At 66.6% G+C, this 18,596-nt stretch carries 16 protein-coding genes; 11 read left to right on the top strand and 5 right to left on the bottom strand.

All coding sequences use genetic code 11. The features are described 5' to 3' along the window. Positions 1-40: 40 nt before the first annotated feature. The 5 genes from hypF to G6032_RS03305 are packed head-to-tail and all read right to left on the bottom strand — an operon-like array spanning position 41 to position 4,994. A complete protein-coding gene (gene hypF, locus G6032_RS03325) occupies positions 41-2,362 on the bottom strand; it encodes a carbamoyltransferase HypF (RefSeq protein ID WP_165280719.1) in 2,322 nt (773 codons plus the stop codon). Continuing rightward, positions 2,314-3,417 carry a hydrogenase formation protein HypD gene (gene hypD, locus G6032_RS03320; protein ID WP_165280718.1) on the bottom strand — a complete coding sequence of 368 codons (1,104 nt, stop codon included), beginning with the start codon at positions 3,415-3,417 and terminating at the stop codon, positions 2,314-2,316. Before hypD ends, hypF begins: the two co-directional genes overlap by 49 nt. Beyond that, the gene (gene hypB / locus G6032_RS03315) at positions 3,414-4,346 is read right to left on the bottom strand and encodes a hydrogenase nickel incorporation protein HypB (RefSeq protein ID WP_165280717.1); all 933 of its coding nucleotides are present in this window, start codon (positions 4,344-4,346) and stop codon (positions 3,414-3,416) included. The genes hypD and hypB overlap by 4 nt, the downstream gene beginning before the upstream one ends. A 39-nt stretch (positions 4,347-4,385) precedes the next feature. Beyond that, positions 4,386-4,757, bottom strand: coding sequence for a hydrogenase maturation nickel metallochaperone HypA (locus G6032_RS03310; RefSeq protein WP_165280716.1), 372 nt, complete (start codon positions 4,755-4,757; stop codon positions 4,386-4,388). 3 nt (positions 4,758-4,760) lie between these two features. Next, the gene (locus G6032_RS03305) at positions 4,761-4,994 is read right to left on the bottom strand and encodes a HypC/HybG/HupF family hydrogenase formation chaperone (protein WP_165280715.1); all 234 of its coding nucleotides are present in this window, start codon (positions 4,992-4,994) and stop codon (positions 4,761-4,763) included. 144 nt (positions 4,995-5,138) lie between these two features. Between G6032_RS03305 and G6032_RS03300 the strand changes: the two genes are divergently transcribed. The 11 genes from G6032_RS03300 (at position 5,139) to G6032_RS03250 (ending at position 18,563) form a co-directional block, all read left to right on the top strand. Further along, entirely contained in the window at positions 5,139-5,645 is a 507-nt protein-coding gene (locus G6032_RS03300) for a hydrogenase maturation protease (RefSeq protein WP_165280714.1), read from the top strand. Between the two features lie 140 nt (positions 5,646-5,785). Beyond that, positions 5,786-6,211, top strand: a complete 426-nt coding sequence (locus tag G6032_RS03295; protein ID WP_165280713.1) for a hydrogenase expression/formation protein — start codon at positions 5,786-5,788, stop codon at positions 6,209-6,211. 55 nt (positions 6,212-6,266) lie between these two features. Then, positions 6,267-7,334, top strand: a complete 1,068-nt coding sequence (locus G6032_RS03290; protein ID WP_165280712.1) for a hydrogenase small subunit — start codon at positions 6,267-6,269, stop codon at positions 7,332-7,334. Then, on the top strand, positions 7,331-8,080 hold the full coding sequence (locus G6032_RS03285) for a nitrate reductase (protein WP_165280711.1): 750 nt from the start codon (positions 7,331-7,333) through the stop codon (positions 8,078-8,080). Before G6032_RS03290 ends, G6032_RS03285 begins: the two co-directional genes overlap by 4 nt. After that, positions 8,077-9,405 carry a (Fe-S)-binding protein gene (locus tag G6032_RS03280; RefSeq protein ID WP_165280710.1) on the top strand — a complete coding sequence of 443 codons (1,329 nt, stop codon included), beginning with the start codon at positions 8,077-8,079 and terminating at the stop codon, positions 9,403-9,405. The genes G6032_RS03285 and G6032_RS03280 overlap by 4 nt, the downstream gene beginning before the upstream one ends. A gap of 50 nt (positions 9,406-9,455) precedes the next feature. After that, positions 9,456-11,189, top strand: a complete 1,734-nt coding sequence (locus tag G6032_RS03275; protein ID WP_165280709.1) for a nickel-dependent hydrogenase large subunit — start codon at positions 9,456-9,458, stop codon at positions 11,187-11,189. 122 nt (positions 11,190-11,311) lie between these two features. Further along, complete coding sequence (locus tag G6032_RS03270) at positions 11,312-12,640, top strand: mechanosensitive ion channel domain-containing protein (protein ID WP_165280708.1); 1,329 nt, start codon at positions 11,312-11,314, stop codon at positions 12,638-12,640. Next, positions 12,637-14,604 (top strand): oligopeptide transporter, OPT family, encoded by a 1,968-nt coding sequence (locus G6032_RS03265; protein ID WP_165280707.1) that lies wholly within the window; start codon positions 12,637-12,639, stop codon positions 14,602-14,604. The genes G6032_RS03270 and G6032_RS03265 overlap by 4 nt, the downstream gene beginning before the upstream one ends. A gap of 28 nt (positions 14,605-14,632) precedes the next feature. Further along, positions 14,633-16,225 carry a peptidoglycan-binding protein gene (locus G6032_RS03260; RefSeq protein WP_165280706.1) on the top strand — a complete coding sequence of 531 codons (1,593 nt, stop codon included), beginning with the start codon at positions 14,633-14,635 and terminating at the stop codon, positions 16,223-16,225. 96 nt (positions 16,226-16,321) lie between these two features. Further along, complete coding sequence (locus G6032_RS03255) at positions 16,322-17,803, top strand: wax ester/triacylglycerol synthase family O-acyltransferase (RefSeq protein ID WP_165280705.1); 1,482 nt, start codon at positions 16,322-16,324, stop codon at positions 17,801-17,803. Next, a complete protein-coding gene (locus G6032_RS03250) occupies positions 17,790-18,563 on the top strand; it encodes an alpha/beta hydrolase (protein ID WP_165280704.1) in 774 nt (257 codons plus the stop codon). The genes G6032_RS03255 and G6032_RS03250 overlap by 14 nt, the downstream gene beginning before the upstream one ends. The last annotated feature ends 33 nt before the right edge of the window (positions 18,564-18,596 follow it).

The following is an 18,596-nucleotide window of genomic DNA, read 5'->3' as shown; positions in this document are numbered from 1 at the left end:
TCTCCTTCTGACCGGCGGTGCGGAGTGACAGCTCTTTATTCTAACCGCGTTGCGCATCCGCTGCGGCCTGTTCGACCACCTGGCCGAAGGATATGCACGCATCGTTGGCGGGGAGTCGTTCCGGCAGGGCCAGCTCGATGCCTGCAGCGCCGAACAAGGCCTGCATGCGATCGGCAAGCCGCCGGTTCTGCAACACACCTCCGGTCGCGCCGACCATCGACAGGGCTTGCTCGCGCCCCAGTGTCGTCGCGATGGCGACCGCGGTCCGGGCCAGCGACTCGTGGAAGCCGGCGGCGCGCTCGCCCACGCTGCAAGAGGCGTCCAGCAACGGCTCGACCAGCGGCGCCCAGTCGGCACGCAGCACGCCATCCGTATCGGGTGCCAGGGGCAGGGCGGCACCGCGGGTCGGCGCCCCATCCGCCGCAAGCACCTCGTTCGCTGCGGCTTCCAGTCGCATCGGGCCCTCGCCCTCGTAGTCTGCGTGCAGACAGACTCCGCTGAGCGCCGCTGCGGCGTCGAACAGTCGGCCGACGGCGCTGGTGGCCGGGGTATTCAGGCGGCGTTCCCACGCGCCCCGCGCCAGGCCGTCCCGGTCCGGGCACTCCGGCCAGTCCCGGCCGCTTTCCCAGCACAGCGCGGCCGCGCTCCGCCAGGGCTCGCGCCCGGCGCGCTCACCGCCCGGCAGATGGAAGGGACGGAAGCTCGCTACCCGGCGCCAGGCCCCGGGGCGGCCGAGAAAAGCCTCGCCACCCCACAATTCGCCGTTGCCGCCGTACCCCACACCGTCCCAGGCAAAAATCAGGACGGGATCGTCCGTCGCCATCTCGGCCGCGAGCGCGGCTGCGTGGGCATGGTGATGGAGCACGGACGATACGGGCAGGCCGGCGCGCCGTGCCCAACGGGTCGTCGCGTAAGCCGGGTGGGCGTCGCACACCAGCGCTTCGGCCCGGACGCCGTAAAGCGCCTGCAGATCAGTGCCGACCTGCTCGAAGACTTCCATGCTGCGCTCGGCGCCCATGTCGCCGATATGCGGGGATACGACGCAACGATCCCCCCAGGCGAGGGCGATCGTATTCTTCATGTGGGCGCCCGTCGCCAGCACCGGTCGGGCCACGGGCGTGGTCAGCGTCAACTCGACCGGGGCGCCGCCGCGGCCGGTCCGCAGCGGACGAACGCGTCCCGCGGTCCGGCGCCAGACCGGGTCGTCGGCGGGACGCACGATGGGGCGGTCATGGTGCAGACAGCCTTCGGCCAGGTGGGCGAGGCGGTCTTCCACCTCCTCGCCCGCGGTAAGAACCGGCTCGCCGCTGATGTTCGCGGAGGTGGCGACCAGCGGCCGGTCGAGCGCGTCCAGCAACAGCGCATGCAACGGGCTGTAGGGCAGCATGACACCGAGCTCCGCGAGTCCCGGGGCCAACGCGTCCGGCAGTGCCCCCGCCCGTTTGCCCAACAGCACGATGGGCCGTTGCGGCGACAACAGCAGCCGGGCTTCGTCCTCCGTGGGACGCGCGATCCGCCGCACGGCGGCAAGGCCGTCCTCGCCGGCCAGCGGTGCCATCACCGCAAGCGGCTTGGTGGGGCGCGGTTTCAGGCGGCGCAGGCGCGCGATCGCTGCGGTGTCGGCCGCGTCGCAGACCAGGTGGTAACCGCCGACGCCCTTGACGGCGACCAGTCGTCCGGCTTTCAGCGCGGCGATGCATGCGTCGAGGGCCGCCGCACCGTCCTGCGGCGCGCCGCCGTCCATGGCCGTCCAGTGCAGCTTTGGACCGCAGTCGGGACAGGCGATGGGTTCGGCGTGGAAACGCCGGTCGGCGGGGTCCGTGTATTCCCGCCTGCAGGCGAGGCACAGCGCAAAGCCGGCCATGGACGTATTGGCGCGGTCATACGGCAGCGCCTCGATCAACGTATAGCGCGGACCGCACTGTGTGCAATTGATGAAGGGATAGCGATAGCGCCGGTCCGCAGGGTCCGCAAGCTCGCGCAGGCAGTCGTTGCAGGTGAAATAGTCCGGCGGGACGAAGATGCGCGGTGTGGCGCCTGCTTCGCTGGCGAGGATCTCGAAACGCTGCGGTGGCGGGCCCTGCCAGTCCTCGACGCGACGCAGTCGCGGCGCGGCGATGGCCGGGGCCGCGCTGATGACGTCGCGAGTGAAATCATCGACCGCGGCGGGCTGGCCGCAGACCAGGACCTCGACCTCGCCGACGGTGTTCCGGGCCCAGCCCGTGAGGCCGTGCTGATCCGCGAGGCGATAGAGAAAGGGGCGAAAACCGACCCCCTGGACATGGCCCGTGATCCAGAGCCGGCGACCGGGACTCAGGCGACCTCCCGGGTGCGGACCCCGTTCGACCACCAGATGCGGCATGCGCCTTCGTCGGAGACCATGCACGGCCCGATCGGCGTGCGGGGCGTGCAGGCCGAGCCATAGATGCGGCACTGGTTCGGATAGATCTTGCCCATGACGACGCGCGCGCAATCGCAGCCCTTCGGCATGAGGCCTGCCCGCTGCCGGTCGTGGGCGCCATAATCGGGAAAATGCAGGCGCGCGTCGCGCGCTGCCAGATGTGGCTTCAGTCCGTAACCGGACGCCGGAATGACACCGATGCCGCGCCAGGATGCGTCCACGATGTCCATCGTCTCTTCCAGGAACTGGCGCGCAGTGGCATTCCCCTGCGAGCGCGCCACCTCCGGGTAGCAGTTATCGAGAAAACACTTGCCCTCGACCACCTGGCGCAGGACCGAGTAGGTCGCCGCCAGCAGGCTCTCCGGATGGAAGCCGGCGACTGCAGCGGGCAGGCCGTGATCCTTGACGACGAATTCCCATTCCTCCGGACCCATGATGGTGGAGACATGTCCCGGCGCGATCAGGGCATCGAAGCCCGGGTCCTCTGATTCGAGCAGTAACGCCACCGCCGGCCAGGTCCGGCGCCCCGACAACAGCACCATGAGGTTGGGCGGGGCGTCGGCGGCCAGCATGGCCGCCACGGGGGCCGTGGTGGTCTCGAATCCGGCGGCGAAGAACACCACGCGCCGATCCGGGTTTTGCGCCGCGATCTCGACGGCCTCCAGCGGCGAGGCGACCGGGCGGACGTCGCCGCCGGCGGCCTTGGCCTGCTCGAGGCTGCGGGTTTCCTTCAGCGGCAGGTTGACGGGCACGCGCAGCATGTCGCCGAAGCTGACCACGATGACATCCGGCTCGTGCAGGGCGATCTGCATGGCGTGGTAGACATCTTCCTCGGGACAGACGCAGACGGGGCAGCCCGGCCCCGGTATCAGTTCGACCTGCGGGGGCAGGGCGCCGCGCAGGCCTGCCATGGAGATGGACCGCTCGTGGCCGCCGCAGACGTTCATCACGCGGACGCGCTCGGGCAGCGGCAGGGCGCGGATGCGGTCCAGCCATTCGCGCGCCGTGGCGCTCATCGCTTCGCGCCCGCCGCGTGGTCGTGGGAGTGGTCGTGCGAGTGGCCATGCGAGTGGCCATGCGAGTGGCCATGCGAGTGGTCGTGCGAATGGTCATGAGACACGCCGACGGTTTGCGGCGCGTGCAGCCGGGCACCGTCGGACTGCACTGCAGGGCGACGGGTCGTGCCGGCGCCGATCCGGGCCCGCTGCGCCTCCAGTTCACCCTCGATCCACGCGATCCACTGGTCGATGCCGGTGCCCTTGCGTGCCGCGGCATGCAGCACGGGCGCTGCCGAGCCGACCAGGCGCAGGGCCTGCTCCGCCTTGAGCGGGTCAAAATCGTCGAGCACGGCCAGCAGGTCGGTCTTGGTCAACAGCATCAGGTCGGCGGCGCGGAACATGACCGGGTATTTGGCCGGCTTGTCGTCCCCTTCGGTCACGGAAAGCAGCGTCACGTTGAGGTGCTGGCCGAGGTCGAAACTCGCGGGGCATACGAGGTTGCCCACGTTCTCGATGAACACCAGGTCGACGCCCTCCAGATCCAGCCGATGCAGGGCGTCATGGACCATGTGGGCATCCAGGTGGCAGGCGCTGCCGGTGGCGATCTGCACGGCCTGGACACCCTTCGCACGAATGCGCGCGGCATCGTTCTCGGTTTCCAGGTCGCCCTCGATCACCACCATGCGGGCCGGATCGCCCAGCGCATCGATGGTGGCTTCGAGCAGGGCCGTCTTGCCGGCCCCGGGCGAGGACATCAGGTTCACGGCCAGGATGCCGCGGGCGTCGAAATGGCCGCGATTATGCAGCGCCTGGTGGTCGTTCTCGTCGAGCAGGCTCTTCAGTACGGTGACCGCGGCCCGGCCGTCGTCGGTCTGTGAAAGTCGCCCGCCGGGGGAGACCAGGTGGCGATTGCCGTCGGTGATGTTGCAGCCGCAGGTATCGCACATGGCGAACTCCGTAGTTTTGAGGAATCCAGGGACGGAACTCTATAACATTTCGGCGGGAGCCGCCGCCGGCGTCGCCAGTTCGACGGATTCCAGCAGCATCTCGTCGCCCGAGACCATGCGCACGCGGAAGCTGTTGCAGGCGCCGCAAAGCATGCGGTTCGGCAGGGCATCGCTGCGCGCGCCACAGTCATTGCAATGCACCACGAGATCGGCGACGCCGATGACGAGTTCGGCGCCGTCGGCCACGGTGCCGGCCGCCGCCAGAGGGAAGGCGCGTTGCAGCAGCGGAGCCTCGACGCCCGACAGCGGGCCGATCCGCAGGCGCACGAGTTCTACGGCACCGCCGCCGTTAGACGCGGACACCGCCTCCAGCTGCTGGACGAGTGCCTGGCAGACGGACAGCTCGTGCATTACTCAGACGCTCGCCTCGTTGCCCAGCATCTGGTCATAGACTTCCCATGCGGAGCGGGCTTCCTGCTCGGTCATTTTCTGGATGGCGTAGCCGACATGGACCATGACGAACTCGCCGACGTCCACGGGCTCGTCCTGCATCATGAACAGGCTGACGTCGCGATGGACGCCCTTGGCTTCGCAGCGGGCCAGGAACCCATCGATCGAGACGACTTTCATCGGGATGCCAAGACACATAACAAGGACTCCGGCGCGGGGATCTGAGTGTCACTACGCTGCCATCCAGGGCCCTTCGATGCAAGCTGGTAGATGTCCTGATGCAGCCGCCGGACAGCCCGGTATCCTGCGTCCAGCGCCGGGTCGCGTCGCATGGAGTCGCAGATGAACGAAGCAGAACACGAAAAGCAGGGCCTGCTGGTGCTGGGTGTCGGTAACACGATCCTCACGGACGAGGGTGTCGGCCCCTGGGTGGTCGAACGGCTGCGGGCACTGAATCCCGATGTGCCGGGAGTCGAGTGGATGGACGGCGGCACCCTGAGTTTCTCCCTCGCGACCGACGTCGAGAATGCGGAGCACGTCATCGTGGTCGATGCCACCGAGCTGCGCGCGGCGCCCGGCACGGTGAAGGTCTTCGTCGACGAGAAGATGGACGAAATGCTCGGCGGCCACGGCCGCAGTATTCACGAAGTCGGGCTCATGGACCTGATGAATATCGCGCGCCTGACGGAGCGTCTGCCGACCCGCCGCGCGCTCGTCGGCATCCAGCCGGGCGCGGTGGACTGGGGCACGGAACCGACGCCGGCGGTGGCCGCCGCCATGCCGGAGGCGGCGCGGGCCGTGGCTGAGCTCATCACGGCGTGGACAGGAGTCCCGATTCGTGCCGAATGACGCATTAGCGTTGTGTAAATTGCGTATTGCTGACAACGGGCTTGCGGCCTAAATTGCTGTAAGACATTGAACAACAGACAACAAAAACCGATTCGCACGTCGCCCATGGCGGATGCGTGCGCCAAGTCGGCGGAGGCGCGATGAGCGGTCTCTCGGAAATCGGGGTGAAAGTGGAGTCTGAGGGGCCAAGTGAGCCCGAACTCCGCGGCAATACGCTTCCACTGCTGCATGAAATCCGACATGCCCTCGGACGGCTGGTCGAGTCGGGCGAGCCGACCGTGATCGACGTCCAGAGCCTGCCGATGGGCCCCGGCGATATGGATCGCCTGATGGGAGCCCTCGGTGATGGCGAGGTCCGTGCGGAACTGGAGGCGCTCGGTACCACGGTGATTCGCGAGAGTCGTTATTCCGGTGTCTGGATCATTGAGCATATGAACGGCAGTGGCGGCGTCGCCAGCCGTTTCATCGAGATCAGCTGGGTCCCCGACCTCCTGCAGGCGCAGGCGGAGGATGTCCAGAAAGGTCTCACGGAACTTGTCGACGCGCTTGCGTCGGCCGGTAATTGAAGCCAACCGAAGGCCCCCCGAGGAATTCAGGCGGGGCCGTGCGGAGGAGCACAGCATGGCAGTAAGCAATACCGTAGGCGATGTCCTTCGGGCGAACGGAGTCAGCCGTCGCGGGTTCATGAAATTCTGCGCGGCTACGGCCTCCATGATGGCGTTGCCGCCGAGCATGGTCAGCGCCGTTGCGGCAGCGATCGAAACGGCCAAGCGGCCGTCGGTGTTCTGGCTTCCGTTCCAGGAGTGCACAGGCTGCACCGAGGCGTTGACGCGCTCGCACAGCCCGACCGTCGAGAACCTGATCTTCGATGCACTTTCGCTCGATTACCACCACACCCTGATGGCCGCTTCCGGCGACCGCGCCGAAGAGGCGATGTACAAGGAGATGGAGGCGAACTACGGCAACTACCTGTTGCTCGTGGACGGTTCCATACCGACCGGGGACTACGAGGCGTATTCCTGCACCAACGGCCATACGCATCTGTCCATGCTGTTGCATGCGGCGAAGGGCGCCGCGGCGATCGTCTCGATCGGGACCTGCGCGGCCTACGGCGGCATCCCGAAAGCGAACCCGAATCCGACCCAGGCGGTCGGCGTCCAGGACCTCATCAAGGACAAGCCCATCATCAACGTGCCGGGCTGCCCGCCCGTGCCGACGGTGATGACCGGCGTGCTGGCCCATTACCTGACCTTCGGCACGATCCCCGAGCTCGACGAGTTCGGCCGCCCGATGGCGTTCTTCGGTCAGAACATCCACGACCGTTGCTACCGCCGGACCTTCTATGATCGGGGCCTGTTTGCCGAGACCTTCGACGACGAAGGGGCCAAGAAGGGCTATTGCCTGTTCAAGCTGGGCTGCAAGGGCCCGGTGACCTACAACGCCTGCGCCACGCTGAAATGGAATGACGGGGTCAGCTGGCCGGTCCAGTCGGGACACGGCTGCCTGGGATGCTCGGAACCGGATTTCTGGGACAAGGGCAGCTTCTATCGGCCGCTGTCCGCGGCTTACTGGGGCGATGCGAAGACCGTGGGTGCCAGTGCCGCCGCAGGGGCCGCCGCCGGTCTCGCCGCGGCTGCCCTGGCTCGCGGCAAGCAGAAGAAGGCGCAGCAGCAGGAGGAACAAGCATGAACGAGCCTCTGTATTTGAATGAGGGCCTGTACTGGCAGGGCATGACCCTGCTCGACTTCGCCCGGGGCCCGGCCTTCCGCTGGTCGGTAGCCATCTTCATCGTCGGCGTGGTCTGGCGCCTCACGGTACTGATCCTCGCGTCGCGCAAGCGGCTGGAACCGCCGAAGGGCGCGCCCGCCGCAGGCGGTGCGAAGGCGGTGGCGACCCGTTCGACGCCGCCGGGTGAATTCTACGGCGGGCTGACAACGCTCCTCACCCGCTCCGCCCCGGCGCACGAGCTGGAGAAGAACATCGTCTTCCAGCATTACTCGGGCTACGCCTGGCATATCAGCATGTTCATCATCCTGTTCCTCGGCGCGCCGCACATGCTGTTTTTCGCGGATATCGTCGGCTTCACCTGGCCGACCCTGCCCGGCTGGATCATCACCTTCTTCACGGTCGTGACGATGGGTATCCTGCTCGTGCTCCTGGCACGTCGGCTGATGAACCCGGTGCTGCGCCAGATCTCGACCTGGGACGACTACATCAGCTGGGTGATCGCGTTTGTTCCGTTCCTGACGGGCTTCTTTTCCGTCGCGCACATCACGCCCTTCATGGATTACGAGACCATGCTCGGTCTGCACATCCTGAGCGTCTGCGCGCTGCTGATCTGGTTCCCGTTCGGCAAACTGATGCACGCCCTGGTCATCTGGCCATCACGCTACAAGGTGGGAGCTGCATTCGCACGGAGAGGAGTACGGGCATGAGCGCGACAACGATTCCCGATTACGGCACGCTCGGCCAACGCGCCGCAGCCGGCCTGAAACCGAAGGGGCTGTCCGACGAGCAGAAGATCGCCCGGGCGAAACAAGCCTTCATCGCAGGCATCGACGCCGACATGGCGACGTATCTCGAGTCCTGCATTCACTGCGGCATGTGTGCGGAAGCCTGCCATTTCTACCTGGGCACGCATGAAGCCAAGTACACGCCGATCTTCAAGACCGAGCCGCTGAAAAAAGTCTACCGTCGCGAAGTCGCGCCCATGCGCCTGTTCAACCGGCTGACGACGCGCGATCTCACGATCGCCGACCTGGAAGACTGGAAAGAGCTGGCTTACGACTCCTGCACCCAGTGCGGCCGTTGCAGCCTGCTGTGCCCGATGGGCATCCATATCCAGAGCATGATCCAGGTGGTACGGAACGGCCTCGCGGCGGCCGGCATGGCCCCGGCCGAGTTGCAGGCCGTGTCCGACGAGCAGCGCGACAAGGCGACGATTCTCGGCGCCGGGCCGGACAAGCTGCGCGAAACCGTCGAGCGGGTCCGGGCACAGGGAATCGACGTCCCCCTGGACAAGGACAAGGCCGACGTCATGGTGCTGTCCTCCGCGCTGGATTTCCTCAAGGACGAGAAGCTGCTGGCCTCGACCGCCCGCATCATGAACAAGATCGGTGCCAACTGGACGATTCGCAGCGACGGCTTCGAGTCTGCGAATTTCGGCGCCTTGTCGGGTGACAAGCAGGCCCAGAAGCGGATCAGCAAGCGGGTCATCGACGCGGCCGTCGCCACGGGCGCGAAGAAAGTGATCGTCGCCGAGTGTGGTCACGCTTATCCGGTGCTGCGCTGGGAAGCGGCGACGCTGTACGGCAAGGAATTGCCGTTCGAGTTCTTCTCGGTTGCCGAGTATTTCGGCCAGGAAGCCAAGGCCGGTCGCCTGAAGCTGAAGAAGCCCAGTGGCGAGGCTGCGCACGTGACCTTCCATGACCCATGCAAGCTGGGTCGCATGGGCGGCTCCTTCGACGAGGCTCGCGAGTTGCTCGCGGCGCTCGGCGTGAAGCTCACGGAAATGGAGTCCCATGGCCGGACGAACCTGTGCTGCGGCGGTGGCGGCGGCGTCTCCATGCTGCAAAGCGCCCAGAAACTCCGCAACGCGGCTTTCGAGCTCAAGCGCGAGGAGGTCGAGCGGACCGGTGCACCGACGGTGGTGACCGCCTGCAACACCTGCATGCAGACGCTCGAAAAGGGCAAGGAATGGCTGAACTGGGACAAGGACATCGTAAATCTCGTCCAGCTGGTCAGCGAGAACCTGGACTGAGCCCGGCACGCCGGCAGCGAACGACTTACAAGGATCGGGGTAATTAAACTATGAGCAATCGAGTCGTCGTCGACCCGATCACCCGCATCGAAGGCCACCTCCGCGTGGAGGTGCAGATGCAAGGTGACCGCATCCAGCAGGCGTACTCCTCGGGCACGAGCGTGCGCGGGCTGGAAATCATCATGCGCGGCCGTGACCCGCGTGATGCCTGGGCCTTCGTCCAGCGCATCTGTGGCGTCTGCACCCTGGTGCACGGCATGGCCGCCATCCGCTCCGTGGAGGATGCGCTCAAATACGACATCCCGCCGAATGCACAGATGATTCGCAACCTGATGATCGGCGCACAGTACGTGCACGATCACGTCATGCATTTCTATCACCTGCATGCGCTCGACTGGGTCGATGTCGTCTCGGCGCTCAGTGCCGACCCGGCTGCGACCTCCGAGCTGGCGCAAACGGTGTCGCCGAGCTGGCCCAAGTCTTCCGTGGGCTACTTCCGCGACATGAAGAAGAAGCTGCAGGGCTTCGTCGAGGGAGGCCAGCTGGGCATCTTCGCGAACGCTTACTGGGGACATCCGGCCTACAAGCTGCCTCCGGAAGCCAACCTGATGGCGGTGGCGCATTATCTCGAGGCGCTTGCCTGGCAGCGCGATTTCGTCAAGCTGCACGCCGTGTTCGGCGGCAAGAACCCGCACCCGAATTTCGTGGTGGGCGGCGTGCCTTGCCCGATCGACCTGAACTCCGACTCGGCGATCAATGCCGAGCGGCTCGGCATCGTCCAGGACGTCATCACCTCGATGAAGACCTTCGTCGACCAGGTGTATGTCCCGGATACGCTGGCGATCGCCGGGTTCTACAAGGACTGGTTCGGTCGTGGCGAGGGGCTCGGCAATTTCCTGTGCTTCGGGGATTTCCCCATGAAGACCATGAATGACGTCGACAGCTTCCTGTTCCCGCGCGGGGCCATCATCGGCAAGAACCTCAACGACATCCAGGAAGTCGATTTCAAGGATCCCGAGGGCATCCAGGAGTTCGCCTCGCATTCCTGGTACGACTATTCGGGCGGCAAGGACCAGGGCCTGCACCCCTGGGATGGCGAGACGAAGCTGGACTACGAGAACCGGGGAGGACCCGCAGCGCCGTACAAGCAGCTGAATGTCGATGACGGCTACAGCTGGTTGAAGTCGCCACGCTGGCACGGCCAGTCGATGGAGGTGGGACCGCTGGCCCGGGTGCTGCTGTTGTATGCGCGCGGCCATGAGCAGACCCAGGAACTCGTCAATTACACGCTCCGGACCATGGACGCGCCGGTCGAAGCCCTGTTCTCGACGCTGGGTCGTACAGCGGCCCGCACGCTCGAGACCAAGATCGTGGCCGACGCGATGCAGGGCTGGATGGACCAGCTCATGACCAACATCAAGAGCGGCGACACCAAGACCTTCAACGAGATCCAGTGGGATCCGTCCTCCTGGCCGAGCGAGGCCCGGGGAGTCGGTATTCATGAGGCGCCCCGCGGCGGGCTGTCGCACTGGATCGTCATCAAGAACGGGCTCATCGACAACTACCAGGCCGTCGTCCCGAGCACCTGGAACGCAGGTCCGCGGGACAGCAAGGGTGTACCGGGGGCCTACGAGGCGGCGCTGGAGGACAATCATCAGTTGTACGATCCCGAGCAGCCGGTCGAGATCCTGCGCACCATCCACAGCTTCGATCCGTGCCTGGCCTGCGCCGTGCACGTCACCGATCCGGATGGCAAGGAACTGGTGCAGGTGAAGGCGCTGTAAATATCGGTCCGAGTCATCGGACCTGCTGTGAAGACGAAGGAAGCCCGGCCCGTGCCGGGCTTCCTGCTTTACAGACGATGATATGCTCGTCAGGAACTCGATAGGCAGGTGAGGAGCCGGCGATGGACGAGTGGCTCAATCCGGCCAGGCTGGGCGAGTACACTTCGTTGGCCTGGCAATGGGTCAACGAACAGGTATTGGTTCTGCCCAATTTGCTGCAGCTGCTCGCGGTTTCCGCGGCGCTGGTCTTCGCCGCTTTGCTCGCGCCCCGGATCCGTCGCTGGCTCGGGCGATTCTCCCCGGGGGGATGGCGACAGCAGTTCATCGCAGCCCTAGCCACCCTGCTTTTTCCGCTCACCTGGCTCCTGATGATGGGCGTGGCGTGGCAGGCGGCCGTGATGCAGGGCTGGCCCGCGCGCATCCTGGAGATCGTGGCCAGCCTGCTGATGGCCTGGGTGATCATCAAGATCGCCTCGCGCCTGATCCGCAATCCCGTCTGGGCGCAGGCCGTGGCCATCACGGCGTGGACCGTCGCTGCGCTCAACATTCTCCGCCTGCTCGATCCGACCGTCGCGTTGCTGGACTCCTTTGCCGTCCAGTTCGGCGCCGTGCGCATCTCCCTCCTGACGGTCACGAAATCGGTTTTCGCCCTTGCGATGCTCCTGTGGCTGGCGACCACGGTGTCCGCCATCCTGGAGTCGCGCCTCAAGCACAGCCCGAACCTGACCCCGTCGGTGCAGGTCCTGTTCGGCAAATTGCTGAAATTCACCCTGATAGTTCTCGCCGTGCTCGCCGCGCTGTCGACTACGGGGATCGACCTGACGGCGCTGGCGGTGTTCGGCGGCGCGCTCGGCGTGGGGATCGGCCTGGGCCTGCAGAAGGTGATCGCCAACCTGTTCTCGGGCGTGATCCTGCTGGTGGACAAGTCGATCAAGCCCGGGGACGTGGTTGCCGTGGCCGGTACTTACGGGTGGGTCAACACGCTCGGGGGACGCTACGTGTCCGTGATCACCCGGGACGGCATCGAGCATCTCATCCCGAACGAGGATTTCATCACGACCCGCGTGGAGAACTGGACGCATTCCCACAACAACATGCGGCTCAAGATCCCCATCGGCGTTCACTACAACACGGACGTCGAGCGGGCGCTCGAGATTTGCGTCGAGTGCGCCAGAGAGGTCCCGCGCGTCCTGGAGAGTCCCGCGCCCATCTGCCAGCTGCGCGCCTTCGGTGACAGCGCGGTGGAACTGGAGCTGCGTATCTGGATCGGCGACGCCATGCAGGGCATCAACAACGTGCGCAGCGACGTCCTGCGCAAGATCTGGAAGGCCTTCCACGACGAGGGTATCGAGATTCCCTACCCGCAGCGCGACCTGCACCTGCGCAGCGCGGAGCCGTTGCGCGTCGATCTCGGGGATCCGACCGGTACGCCGCGGGACACGGCATCTTGAGCGCCAGGCAGGGCCTCGGTCCGGGCGCATTCGAGCCGCCCCCGCCGGGCGGACGTTACGAGCCTTACATTGCGCACGGCGCGAACCTGCAGGAGTTCACGCTCAAGGCGATCGGACTCGGAATCCTCTTCGGCATCGTGTTCGGCGCCGCGAATGCTTATCTTGGCCTGCGTGCGGGACTCACGATCAGCACGTCGATCCCCGTCGCAGTCATGACGGTTGCGGTCTTTCGGGCCCTCGAGGCGGCGGGGCGCCGCGGCACCATACTCGAGGCGAATCTCGCCCAGACCGTCGGTTCGGCATCCAGCTCTCTCGCGAGCGGCATCATCTTCACGCTCCCGGCATTGTTCCTGTGGGGCCTGTCGCCGGATCTCCTGCAGATGACCATGCTCGCCATGTGCGGCGGGGTGCTCGGGATCCTGTTCATGGTGCCCTTGCGACGTTTTCTCATCGATCGCGAACACGGTCGCCTGCCTTATCCCGAAGGTACGGCCTGCGCAGAAGTGCTCGTGGCGAACGAGGTCGGCGGCGGAAATGCGCGCTTCGTCTTCATCGGGCTGGCGGGCGGCGCGGCGTTCAAGGCATTGACGTCCTGGGCGAGGGCGATCCCGGACGCGGTCCATATTCGCCTGCCCTGGCCGCGCAAGGCCGAGATCGGCATGGATCTTGCGCCCGCGCTGTTCGGCGTCGGCTTCATCCTCGGACCGCGCATTGCGGCCGTCATGGTCGGCGGCGGCCTGCTGTCCTGGCTGGTGGTCATTCCGTTGCTCGACTGGTGGGGCGCGACGCGCACGCTGCCGCTCTATCCCGAGACGGCCCTGTTGATGATCGATATGACGCCCGCGCAACTGTGGACACGCTACGTCCGCTACATCGGCGCCGGCGCGGTCGCAGCGGCGGGGATCATCACGCTGGTGCGCAGCCTGCCGGTCATGGTGGACAGTTTTCGCATCGGTTTCGCCCAGCTCAAGAGTCAGCGTGGCGCCAACGCGGTGGTCGTGGCGCGCACCGATCGTGATCTGCCGCTGAAGTTCGTCGGCCTGGGGGTCGCGCTGGTGATCGGCGTCCTGGCCTTCGTGCCCATACCTTTCGGTGACGTGGGCGGGGTGGGCCACCGGTTGGTCGCGGCGATTCTCGTGGCCGTTTTCGCGTTCTTCTTCGTCACTGTCGCGTCCCGGATCGTCGGCCTCGTCGGGGTTACCAGCAACCCGACCAGCGGCATGACGATCGCGGCGCTGCTCGGCACGGCAGGCATTTTCCTGGCGATGGGCTGGACCGATATCACGGGCAAGGCCGCGGCGATCACCGTCGGCTGCGTCGTGGCCATCGCAGCCTCCATTTCCGGCGACACGTCGCAGGATCTCAAGACGGGCTATCTCCTCGGCGCCACGCCGCGCCGGCAGCAGGTGGGCGAGCTGGTGGGTGTGCTGACCTCCGCCGTGTTCGTGTGCCTTGCCGTGCTGCTGCTCGCAGAGACGTTCGGTTTCGGCAGCACCGAGTTGCCCGCTCCGCAGGCGACGCTCATGAAGCTGGTCATCGACGGCGTGCTTGACCAGTCGCTGCCCTGGGGGTTGGTGGCCGCCGGGGTGGGTATTGCCGTCGGGTGTGAACTACTTAAAATTCCGTCGCTGCCGTTCGCGGTCGGCGTCTATCTTCCGGTGTCGACCATGACGCCGGTGTTTCTGGGCGGCTTGTTGCGCTGGTGGGCGGAACGCAGCGCCCGTAGCCCCGACGAGGCGGGCGACCGGCGCGAGCGGGGGATTCTGCTGGGGAGCGGTTTCGTGGGTGGTGAAGGCCTGTTGGGTGTCGGCATTGCCGGAGCGGCGTTCGTGCTCGGACGCCGCCCCCTCGGCCTGGGCACCGGCTGGCTGGGCGGAGAGACTGCGGCGATGCTGGCGGGATTCACTGCATTCATGGCGTTTGCGGCATGGTTTTACCTGCAGGTGAGACGTCGTGAGGGCTGACTGCGTTTGGCTGCCTGTCGTTCGCCCCTTGCGGCCCGTTCTGCTGGCAGTGCTGCTGGTTCTGTCGTATGCCGCGCCCGCCTGGGCGGTGCCGGACCCGGCGGCGGTCGCGGAAACGATCCGGCGTGCCGTGGAACAGCTCCGGAGCACGGGCCAGGTCACCATCGCCGGACAGCGCCTGCGCTCGATGCAGGCCCTGCCCGAGATCTACGAGTCCCGGGGTTTCTCCCTGCTGTGGACCGATCCGGCCAGCGAAGCGGCGTTGCTCGGAGAAATCGCGGCCAGCGCCGGGGAGGGACTGGCACCCGCCGATTATCATTTCGCCGCCATTCGCGCTGCCGTCGAGCGCCGGGTCGCGGCACCCGATGATCCGGCGATCGCGGCAGCGGTCGACATGCTCATGACCGATGCGCTGTTGCGGCTGGCGACGCACTTCTACTTCGGCAAAGTGGATGCCGCTACCGGCCGGCCACGGTGGGACCTCGAGGGAAACATCCGGGGCGAGGCCGGGGCTTTGCAGGTCGCTGCGATGGCCTCGGGGTCCAATCTCGCTGCGCAGCTGGCCGAGTTGCGTCCGTCACAACCGCTGTACGGGCGCCTGAAAGGGGCGCTCGCGCGTTATCGACTGATCGAGCGCGAGGGAGGATGGCAGCCGGTGCCGGCCGGCCGCGTGCTGCAGGCGGGCATGGATGATCCGCGGGTGAGGTTGCTGCGGCGCCGGCTGGTGTGGAGCGGCGATCATCCGGCAACCGATGACGACTCGACAGTTTTCGATCCGGGCCTGGAGACGGCGTTGCGGCGATTCCAGGCGCGCCATGGCCTGGAGCCGGATGGATTGTTCGGCCCCGCGAGCATGCGGGCGGCCAACCGCTCCGTCGGTGAGGTGATCGAGGTGCTCCGGGCGAACCTCGAGCGGGCGCGCTGGGTGCTGGCGGATGTCCGCGGCCGTTTCCTGGCGGTGGATCCCGCCAGCGCACAGGTCTCGCTGTTGAGTGGCGGCCAGGCCGTACTCTCGCAAACCGCCGCGTTCGCGCCGGGAACCCGCATGGCGGCCGAGTTTCGCAGCGACTTGCGCTATTGCGTGGTCCATCCCGACTGGATCCTGTCGGCCGACCTGGTCCGCACGCAGGTGGCGCCCCTTGCACGCCGGAGACCGGCGGCGCTGGAAGCGCGGGGTCTGCAGGTGTTCTCTGCCGACGGTGAGCCCATCGACGCGACGCGGGCCGACTGGTCGCGTCCCGAAGCGCTCATCGTGCGCCAGATCCCGGGACCGCCGAGTTTCCTGGGGGTGATCCGCTTCGCCATGCCGAACCCGCAGGGCCTGTTCCTGCATGGGGGCCCTGATGAAGGCGAAGCCCTGCCTGGCGCCATCCGCATCGAGGATCCCATCGCTTTCGCGCGTGCGCTGGCGGGGGCGCCGGCCACCTGGTCGCAGGAGGTACTCGGCCAGGCGCTCGCCGGCGGCACACCGCAAACACTCCAGCTGGCGGTGCCTATTCCCGTGGTTTATGCCCCATGGACGGCCTGGATCGACCAGGACGGCAAGGCCCATTTCCGCCGCGGTTTCGCCGAGCGCGACGAAATGATCGTGGCGGGGCTGCGGGCCCGCGCATCGAGATAGCGAGGGAGACCGTCCGCGGCAGGCCACGCTGCGGCTTGCTTTGCTACGCTGCGCTGTCCGCGCATAATCGTGATCTGATCTTCAGGAAAGCAAGACATGGAGCAACTCTCCGGCCTCGATGCCGCATTCGTGTACCTCGATTCACGTAACGCCCCGATGCATGTCGGGGGCCTGCATGTCTATGAGCCGGTCGCCGGAGCATTCGGCTTCGCTGAGTTCCGCGCGCATATCGACGCGTGTCTCGACGGCTCACCGCTGTTTCGCCGCCGGCTCGTCGAAGTGCCGCTGCATCTGGGACGGCCGTTCTGGATCGAGGATCCGCATTTCGATCTCGATCTGCACCTGCAGCACTCTGCGCTGCCGAGACCGGGCGACTGGGAACGGCTGCGCGAGCTGGCCGCCCGGATGTTTTCCCGTCCCCTGGACCCGGAGCGCCCACTCTGGCACCTCACTTTCGTCTCTGGCCTGGATGCTTCCGGTGACTTCCCGCCGGGCAGCTTTGCGGTCATTTCCCGTATTCACCATGCCGCAGCGGATGGTCTCGGGACACTCGACATGTTCAACGCGGTCTGGAGCAGCGAGCCGCGCCGCCGCAAGCGCAAGGCAGCTGCCAAACGTCCGGCACAGCCTCGGCCGGTGCCCGGGGCGCTCGGTCTTCTGAAACGCAGTTTCGGCGGAGCCTTCCGTGAACCCGGCGAGACGCTCCACTGGGCGGCCAACCTGCTGCGCGGCGGGCTGGGTGCCGGGCGCGAATTCATGGCCCGGGATCACCACGCTCCGCCCATGTTGTTCCAGGCGCCCCGCAGCCCGTTCAACGTGCCGATCAGTTCTCGGCGCTGTTTCGACGCGGTGAAGCTGCCGCTCGACGAGATCCGCATGATCAGGGGGGCCGTGGAAGGCACCACGGTGAACGACATCGTCCTCGCGGTATGCAGCGGCGGACTGCGCCGTTACCTGCAGGCCTTTGGCCGGCTGCCGGACAAGGACCTGGTCGCCATGGCGCCGATCTCGATCCGCCACCAGGTAAACGAGGGGGGCAACAGGGTCTCCGCCATGCTCATCCCGCTGGAAGTCGGCACGCGCAAGCCCGTCGAGCGCCTGCGCCGGATCCATAGCCATGCGGTCGACAGCAAGGCCTACACGCATGCCATCGGCGCAGCGACGCTTGCGGATACCTCGCGTTTCGTACCGTATTCACTGGCCACGGCGGCCGCCGGCCTGTACTCCGGATTGCACCTGGCGCGTTACCATCGTCCGCCGTTCAACCTCGTCATCACCAACGTCCCCGGTCCGCGCGTTCCCCTTTACCTGGGTACGGCGCGCCTGCTCGAGGGTTTCGGCACGGCACCGGTGCTGGACGGGCTCGGCCTGATCATCGTGGTGACCAGTTACATGGATGACCTGTCCATCAGCATCACTTCCGCGCACGAGGCGGCGCCCGACGTGGAGCGTCTGGCGGGCGATATTCGTGCGAGCTTCGAGGAGTTGCGCGAGGCCTGTGCGGCCGAGGGGGCGAAAAAGACGATCCGCACGCGCAGCCGCAAGGCGCCGGCGAAGCGAGCCAATGGCGCAGGCTGAACCCGAGTCCGGCCCCCCGGCGCTGATCTGGCAGCTGCTCGAGGGGCGGGCCGTACTCGAGCTGGGCGCGATGGCCTGGCTCTATCCCTTGTTGCGCCAGGCCCCGATGGGCGATGGACACCCGGTGCTGGTGCTGCCGGGATTCCTCGCCAACGGAAGTTCGACGTTCCCCTTGCGACAGTTCCTCAAGTCACTGGGCTACGCGGCGCATCGCTGGAAGCTCGGACGTAACCTGGGCGGCGTGGGCGAGAAGGAGGAGCGGCTCCTGGCGAGGCTGCGGGAACTGCGCTTGCGCTACGGCCGCAAGGTGAGCGTGATCGGCTGGAGCCTCGGCGGGCTTTATGCGCGAGAACTCGCCTGGCTGGCGCCGGACGATGTGCGCCTGGTGATCACGCTCGGCACACCGTTCCGCAGCCACAAGGGCACCGCGGTCACGCTGCTCTACGAGGACGTGAGCGGGCAACGCGAGGCGCATATGGATCCCGCCTTGCTGACGCGCCTGTCGCGCCCGCCACCGGTTCCGTCGACCTCGATCTATACGCGCACGGACGGCGTCGTCCACTGGCGTTGCTCGCTGGAGCATCCGACTCCGCGGACGGAGAACATCCGCGTGTATGGCAGCCATTGCGGGCTCGGCCACAACCCCATGGCGCTGTGGGCGATCGCGGACCGCCTGGCGCAGGCCGAGGAAGACTGGCGGCCTTTCCAGCGGCACACTTTCCTGCGTTTCGCGTATCCGGCGCCCGACAGTGGCGACTGAGTCTTTGCACCTGCGACCGATCGCGTAGACTGT

This window comes from Wenzhouxiangella sp. XN24, assembly GCF_011064545.1.
Classification (GTDB): domain Bacteria; phylum Pseudomonadota; class Gammaproteobacteria; order Steroidobacterales; family XN24; genus XN24.
This window is presented reverse-complemented; position numbering and strand designations above follow the sequence as displayed.

Excerpts from the sequence above, each read along its gene's own strand:
- hypF (WP_165280719.1), bottom strand. The coding sequence starts at position 2,362 with ATGCCGCATCTGGTGGTCGAACGGGGTCCGCACCCGGGAGGTCGCCTG.
- hypD (WP_165280718.1), bottom strand. The coding sequence starts at position 3,417 with ATGAGCGCCACGGCGCGCGAATGGCTGGACCGCATCCGCGCCCTGCCG.
- hypB (WP_165280717.1), bottom strand. The coding sequence starts at position 4,346 with ATGTGCGATACCTGCGGCTGCAACATCACCGACGGCAATCGCCACCTG.
- G6032_RS03310 (WP_165280716.1), bottom strand. The coding sequence starts at position 4,757 with ATGCACGAGCTGTCCGTCTGCCAGGCACTCGTCCAGCAGCTGGAGGCG.
- G6032_RS03305 (WP_165280715.1), bottom strand. The coding sequence starts at position 4,994 with ATGTGTCTTGGCATCCCGATGAAAGTCGTCTCGATCGATGGGTTCCTG.
- G6032_RS03300 (WP_165280714.1), top strand. The coding sequence starts at position 5,139 with ATGAACGAAGCAGAACACGAAAAGCAGGGCCTGCTGGTGCTGGGTGTC.
- G6032_RS03295 (WP_165280713.1), top strand. The coding sequence starts at position 5,786 with ATGAGCGGTCTCTCGGAAATCGGGGTGAAAGTGGAGTCTGAGGGGCCA.
- G6032_RS03290 (WP_165280712.1), top strand. The coding sequence starts at position 6,267 with ATGGCAGTAAGCAATACCGTAGGCGATGTCCTTCGGGCGAACGGAGTC.
- G6032_RS03285 (WP_165280711.1), top strand. The coding sequence starts at position 7,331 with ATGAACGAGCCTCTGTATTTGAATGAGGGCCTGTACTGGCAGGGCATG.
- G6032_RS03280 (WP_165280710.1), top strand. The coding sequence starts at position 8,077 with ATGAGCGCGACAACGATTCCCGATTACGGCACGCTCGGCCAACGCGCC.
- G6032_RS03275 (WP_165280709.1), top strand. The coding sequence starts at position 9,456 with ATGAGCAATCGAGTCGTCGTCGACCCGATCACCCGCATCGAAGGCCAC.
- G6032_RS03270 (WP_165280708.1), top strand. The coding sequence starts at position 11,312 with ATGGACGAGTGGCTCAATCCGGCCAGGCTGGGCGAGTACACTTCGTTG.
- G6032_RS03255 (WP_165280705.1), top strand. The coding sequence starts at position 16,322 with ATGGAGCAACTCTCCGGCCTCGATGCCGCATTCGTGTACCTCGATTCA.
- G6032_RS03250 (WP_165280704.1), top strand. The coding sequence starts at position 17,790 with ATGGCGCAGGCTGAACCCGAGTCCGGCCCCCCGGCGCTGATCTGGCAG.